Annotated in this window: 6 protein-coding genes; 4 read left to right on the forward strand and 2 right to left on the reverse strand. The window is 43.3% G+C overall.

Features of this window, described 5'->3' with window-relative positions; all coding sequences use genetic code 11:
* The first annotated feature begins 272 nt into the window (after positions 1–272).
* The gene (locus PX484_RS08145; protein ID WP_287667913.1) at positions 273–1094 is read left to right on the forward strand and encodes a slr1353 family protein; all 822 of its coding nucleotides are present in this window, start codon (positions 273–275) and stop codon (positions 1092–1094) included.
* 330 nt (positions 1095–1424) lie between these two features.
* On the opposite strand, the gene PX484_RS08150 is transcribed toward PX484_RS08145, so the two are convergent.
* Positions 1425–2621, reverse strand: a complete 1197-nt coding sequence (locus PX484_RS08150) for a DUF4377 domain-containing protein (protein ID WP_288103409.1) — start codon at positions 2619–2621, stop codon at positions 1425–1427.
* A gap of 264 nt (positions 2622–2885) precedes the next feature.
* Between PX484_RS08150 and PX484_RS08155 the strand changes: the two genes are divergently transcribed.
* The 3 genes from PX484_RS08155 to PX484_RS08165 all read left to right on the forward strand — a co-directional run bounded on the left by PX484_RS08155 (position 2886) and on the right by PX484_RS08165 (position 4391).
* Complete coding sequence (locus PX484_RS08155; protein WP_287766662.1) at positions 2886–3230, forward strand: YbaB/EbfC family nucleoid-associated protein; 345 nt, start codon at positions 2886–2888, stop codon at positions 3228–3230.
* A 59-nt stretch (positions 3231–3289) separates the two neighbouring features.
* Positions 3290–4012 (forward strand): pyridoxine 5'-phosphate synthase, encoded by a 723-nt coding sequence (locus PX484_RS08160; RefSeq protein WP_198285484.1) that lies wholly within the window; start codon positions 3290–3292, stop codon positions 4010–4012.
* Between the two features lie 67 nt (positions 4013–4079).
* Positions 4080–4391, forward strand: coding sequence for an MgPME-cyclase complex family protein (locus tag PX484_RS08165; RefSeq protein ID WP_287667903.1), 312 nt, complete (start codon positions 4080–4082; stop codon positions 4389–4391).
* 40 nt (positions 4392–4431) lie between these two features.
* Here the strand turns inward: PX484_RS08165 and PX484_RS08170 are convergent.
* Positions 4432–4905: DUF655 domain-containing protein (locus tag PX484_RS08170; protein ID WP_288103411.1), on the reverse strand; the 474-nt coding region annotated here is incomplete at its 5' end.

Consider the following 4905-nt stretch of genomic DNA (forward strand, 5'->3'; position numbering starts at 1 on the left):
AACTGAGCAAGCATCGAACACCCGAACCTACCTTGAGAATTATCGAAGCCTTCGTTAGTATAAGCCAATAGCGAACACCGGCAAACTTTTCGGCGATCGCTAGTCTTTCTGGCAGAAGCTTCAGCCTAGTAGAATCTTGTTACTGTGGGCAAGGCTAATCCTAGGACTGAAAATTTTATCTAACCTTTAATCTTAGCAAGAACTTGCTACATTTTTCCAGAATTACGATAGAGTATTCTAATATAAGTACAAAAGAACTCGAAAAAGTCACCATGTTGCAAAAGTTACGCCAACGTTACCCCCAAGTTGCCCTGATTAGCGAGTTAGTTCAAATCGATCACGGCAAGTATATTGTGAGAGCGATCATCGAAATTGAGGGAAAAACGGTCGTTACAGGTTTAGCTGCCGCAGATACGGTGGAAATAGCGGAAGATAGAGCCAGAGAACGGGCTTTACTGCTTTTAGAGGCTGAAAACACCCCCGATCTCCAGCTTGTGGAAAAAGTCAGCCCCAATAATATTTCTCTACCGTCCGATTTACCTAAACCCGTCGCTAGTGCCAAAAAATCGACCAAAACGGCTAAAGTCACTGAAATACCTCGTCCTGAAGCTAAAATTGAACCGGAATTACCCCAAGTTAAGGATATTCCCCCGGCTAAAATTGAACTGGAAATACCCCAAGTTAAGGATATTCCCCCGGCTAAAATTGAACCGGAATTACCCCAAGTTGAGGATATTCCCCCGGCTAAAATTGAACCGGAATTACCCCAAGTTGAGGATATTCCTTTACCAGAACCAGAGCCTTTATTATTAGAAACGGAAACCGATAATTACTCCTTATTATCAGAATTGCCAGAAGAAGCGAGTTTAACCGAAGAAGAACCCCCAGAACCGGAACCAGTTGTTGTTATTCCCGAAGAAATCGATTATTCAGTTCTTAAAACTAAAATTGATGTGGAGATGAAACGATTAGCTTGGACCACAGAAAAAGGTCGGGAATACCTGATTTCTACCTATGGCAAAAAGTCCCGTTTACTGCTAACTAATGAGGAGTTATTAGAATTCTATAACTACTTATCTAGTATCAGTGCCTAATCACTAAATCTGCTGCATAAATCAAAAATCTTTAGTTAAGTGAGGAGTCTCCGAGCCAGTATTATCCGAGTCAGGAGAAGCAGAAAGAAATAGATTATTTCCTGGCAGTAGAAAAGCGATCTTTTTCTGAAAAAATCCTTAAATTAAGGACTTTAATAGCATCTGCGATTAAAAACTCACTTTTGCGGGAGATATAATAAAAAAGTAAGCTATTAGCTGCCAGTCTTTTTCTCCCTATCTCCCTATCTCCCTATCTCCCTATCTCCCTATCTCCCTATCTCCCTATCTCACTGATAACTGATAACTGATAACTGATAACTGATAACTGAATTAGTTTCTCACCGCTTCTGTTTCCGCTTCTTTGGGAACAACCACTGGCAATCCGCTGACCGTTTCAATTTGATAAATAACGCGACTTAATTGGGAAGGACAACAGAGAGGATCCGTATCTTTATAGCGATTAAAAACCACAATAATTCGATCGCTATTTTGTAAAACAATTCTCTGAGATGCACCATCAGTGCGGGAATCCATCGGTCGCGGGGAAAGAGTGCCAGCGAATTTACCATCGACAAAAACAAAGTCTTGATAACCCATTGGTCGGCACATTCCATCCACTCCACTCATGGCCGAAATAACGCTAGTTTTACCATAGGTTTGCACGGACCCGTACAGTAACCATCCTGCTTTATTAAGTGCTTGATCATTGGCAGTAATTGCCGGACGAACCTGTTCACGACACTGGTTATCAATCACGGTTTTAACGGGAGATTTGGGGATAGGTGCCTTGGCTTTATTCCAATTAGTTAATGGTCGATCAAACCAAGCTCGCGGAGTCTCTTTTTCTGGGGTTTGGCTAATAACTTCTAATAGCTTCCATGTTTCCGAATTTTGATTATTAGTTGGATTGGATACGGTTTCAACGCTAACTTTAATTTGATATAAAAATCCCGGTTTATAATCAAATCCCTCGATACTATTAGGGAACAATCTCCAGTTTTCCTCTGGTTTTTCTCGCATCTGTAAACAGTCTTTGGTTGGGCCTTGGCTACAGGGTTGTTTCCGAGAATTGATATAAATTGTCTTTTCCGTGCGCGTGGTGGTCGGTGCGGGGGTAAAAGTGAGTATTCCTAAACCTTCGGGAGTACGATAAAATAATTGTAAATCGCCTTTAGCTGTCACTTGGAATTGTTCCACTCCTTGCAAGGCGGCCAGATATTGATTTTCTTGTTTCATCTGCGGTTCTGGACAAGCTTTTTTCGTAGTAGCGATCGCTTGGTTAACCTTGAGCGTGTCATCATTGACTTGATAGCCGGTATTATACTGGTTGCATCCAGCCGAACCACTGAGGATATTTTTCTGGAAAGCGGCAGTAATTTCCGTTTCTTTGACCAAACTTCCGGCTGTCCACCCCCTTAGTTTCCATCGAGTCCCCTCCAAAGGGGAAGTATTAGCGATCGCTGCTTTCCCCGCTAAAGCACAACTTAGGGCAATTGTCAAGAAAATTCCCGTTTTTTTGGCGTTCAAAATTGCTATTCTCCTCGTCAAAGCAACAATTGTATTATGGCGTGGGGTAATCGACTGAGTGGTTAGGATAATTTTTCGGATTTCTCTTTCTGACCATCCCGTGACGGATGAAGAGAGAACAAGTTCCCTCAAACCTTAACCCAGTCAGAAAGTCATCGTTGTCATTAATCACTTTTTGCCCTCAAATGGCCAAAAGTTGACCCCAGTTCACCTTAAGCAGTACAATAAAAACCTTGAGTGACCCCTTAAACAAAAAAAAACATCATGGCACAAGGACAAGGATTCGGATTCGGTCTCGGTAAGATTAAAGAATTACAAGACGCTTTCCAAAAAGCGCAACAGGTGCAACAAGGGGCGAAAGTTCTGCAAGAAGAACTGGAAACTATGGAAATTCCCGGCCAGAGTGAAAATGGCTTGGTGACAGTCTATCTCAGTGGCAACCAAGAACCCCGGGGTATTGAAATCGATCCGGCTCTCCTCTCCCAAGATCTGGAGATTGTGGCTGGGTCTATTCTAGAAGCCATGAAGGCCGCCTATACTGCTTCTACGGAAACCATGCGCGCCAAAATGGAAGAACTGACCATGGGTTTAAATATCCCCAGTATGTAATCGCTTTTGACCGCAATGGTAGAATGGAAAGTTGGACTAACAAGCGAGGAGGTTCAACTTTGCTGACTTTGGGTGTCAATATCGACCATGTGGCCACAATTCGCCAAGCGCGTCGAACCGTGGAACCGGATCCCGTGGCGGCGGCAGTTTTGGCCGAAATCGGCGGCGCTGATGGCATTACCGTTCACTTGCGCGAGGATCGTCGTCATATCCAAGATCGCGATGTGCGGCTCCTCCGGCAAACGGTGCGGACTCATCTGAATCTGGAAATGGCCCCGACGGAGGAAATGATCGCCATTGCTCTCGATCTTAAACCCGATTATGTCACCCTTGTCCCCGAAAAGCGCGAGGAAGTGACCACGGAAGGGGGGATCGATATGCTGGGCAATTTTGACCGTTTTTGTCGGGTTGTAGAGCGCCTGCAATCGGCTAATATCCCCGTTAGTTGGTTTATTGATGCCGATTTTGCCCAAATTCAAGCGGCCGCTAACACGGGGGCGAAATTTATCGAACTCCATACCGGTCAATACGCCGAAGCACAACAGGAGAGCGATCGTCAAGCAGCATTAACAATTCTTAAAGAAGGTTGTGAATATGCTTCCTCCCTCGGTTTGCGGGTGAATGCCGGCCACGGTTTGACCTATTGGAATGTTTATGCCGTCGCCTGTTTGCCCAATATGGAAGAATTGAACATTGGTCACACAATTATCAGTCGTGCGGTTTTGGTCGGGTTAGAACGGGCTGTTAGGGAAATGAAATTGGCTATGCGTGGGGAATTGTAAAAGCCATCAGCTATCAGCTAATCTCCCGACTCAGGAACAATTACACTGAAAAATTAAAGGAAAGATCATGACAACTTATTATTATTTGGTAGCCAGTCAAAAGTTTTTAGAAGAAGAAGCGATCGAAAAGGAAGTTTTGAAGGAAAAAATCAGGAATTATCAAGAAAAAGGTCAAGAAATTGATTTTTGGTTAATTGCCAATCCAGCTTTTTTAGATACTCCCGGTTTTGCCGATATCAAAAAGAAAACTCCCCAACCGGCAGCGGCGATTGTTTCTCTCAATCAACAGTTTATTACTTGGCTAAAATTGCGTCTAGAATACGTTATTACCGGACAGTTTGAAGCTCCTTCCGATAGTATTCCCGAACCGTTAAAATAACCTTTTTGGACTGGGGCAAAAAATGCAGACGAGGCAATCATCACCAGCTGACTTTGCCTTGCAGCTTGTTGATTTTTCCCTGACCGATTCCCGATACTCGATCCAAATCTTCTAGGGAAGTAAAGGGTTTTTGTTGCTGGGCTGCGATAATTTTTTCGGCTAATTTGCCACTGATACCGGGTAAACTATCTAATTCTTCTTTGGTGGCGGTGTTTAAATTAATTAAGCGCTCGCTTTTAATTGTTACAGATTGGGAGCAGTTTTTTCTATCCTGTTCGATCCGATTTTTAATAGTTTCTGGCAGTCCTAATTTAGCGGTACGGTAAAGATATTGAAATTCTCGATCGAAATGAGCGGCAACGGTGGGATTATTGATAATAACTAAAGCTTCATCGTTTTGATGGTTAGCGGCTCTTGACCAATTATGAGAACCAGTAATCACAATTTTATCATCGATTAAACCGAATTTATGGTGTAATTTATCTCCCCGGGCTAGATCGGGAACTCCTAGGGT

Origin of the sequence: Microcystis sp. M49636_WE2 (assembly GCF_030065375.1) — a bacterium.
Taxonomy (GTDB): domain Bacteria; phylum Cyanobacteriota; class Cyanobacteriia; order Cyanobacteriales; family Microcystaceae; genus Microcystis; species Microcystis aeruginosa_C.

What these genes read in the sequence shown, in the direction of transcription:
- PX484_RS08155 (WP_287766662.1), top strand. Translation starts at nt 2,886, where the DNA reads ATGGCACAAGGACAAGGATTCGGATTCGGTCTCGGTAAGATTAAAGAA.
- PX484_RS08165 (WP_287667903.1), top strand. Translation starts at nt 4,080, where the DNA reads ATGACAACTTATTATTATTTGGTAGCCAGTCAAAAGTTTTTAGAAGAA.
- PX484_RS08145 (WP_287667913.1), top strand. Translation starts at nt 273, where the DNA reads ATGTTGCAAAAGTTACGCCAACGTTACCCCCAAGTTGCCCTGATTAGC.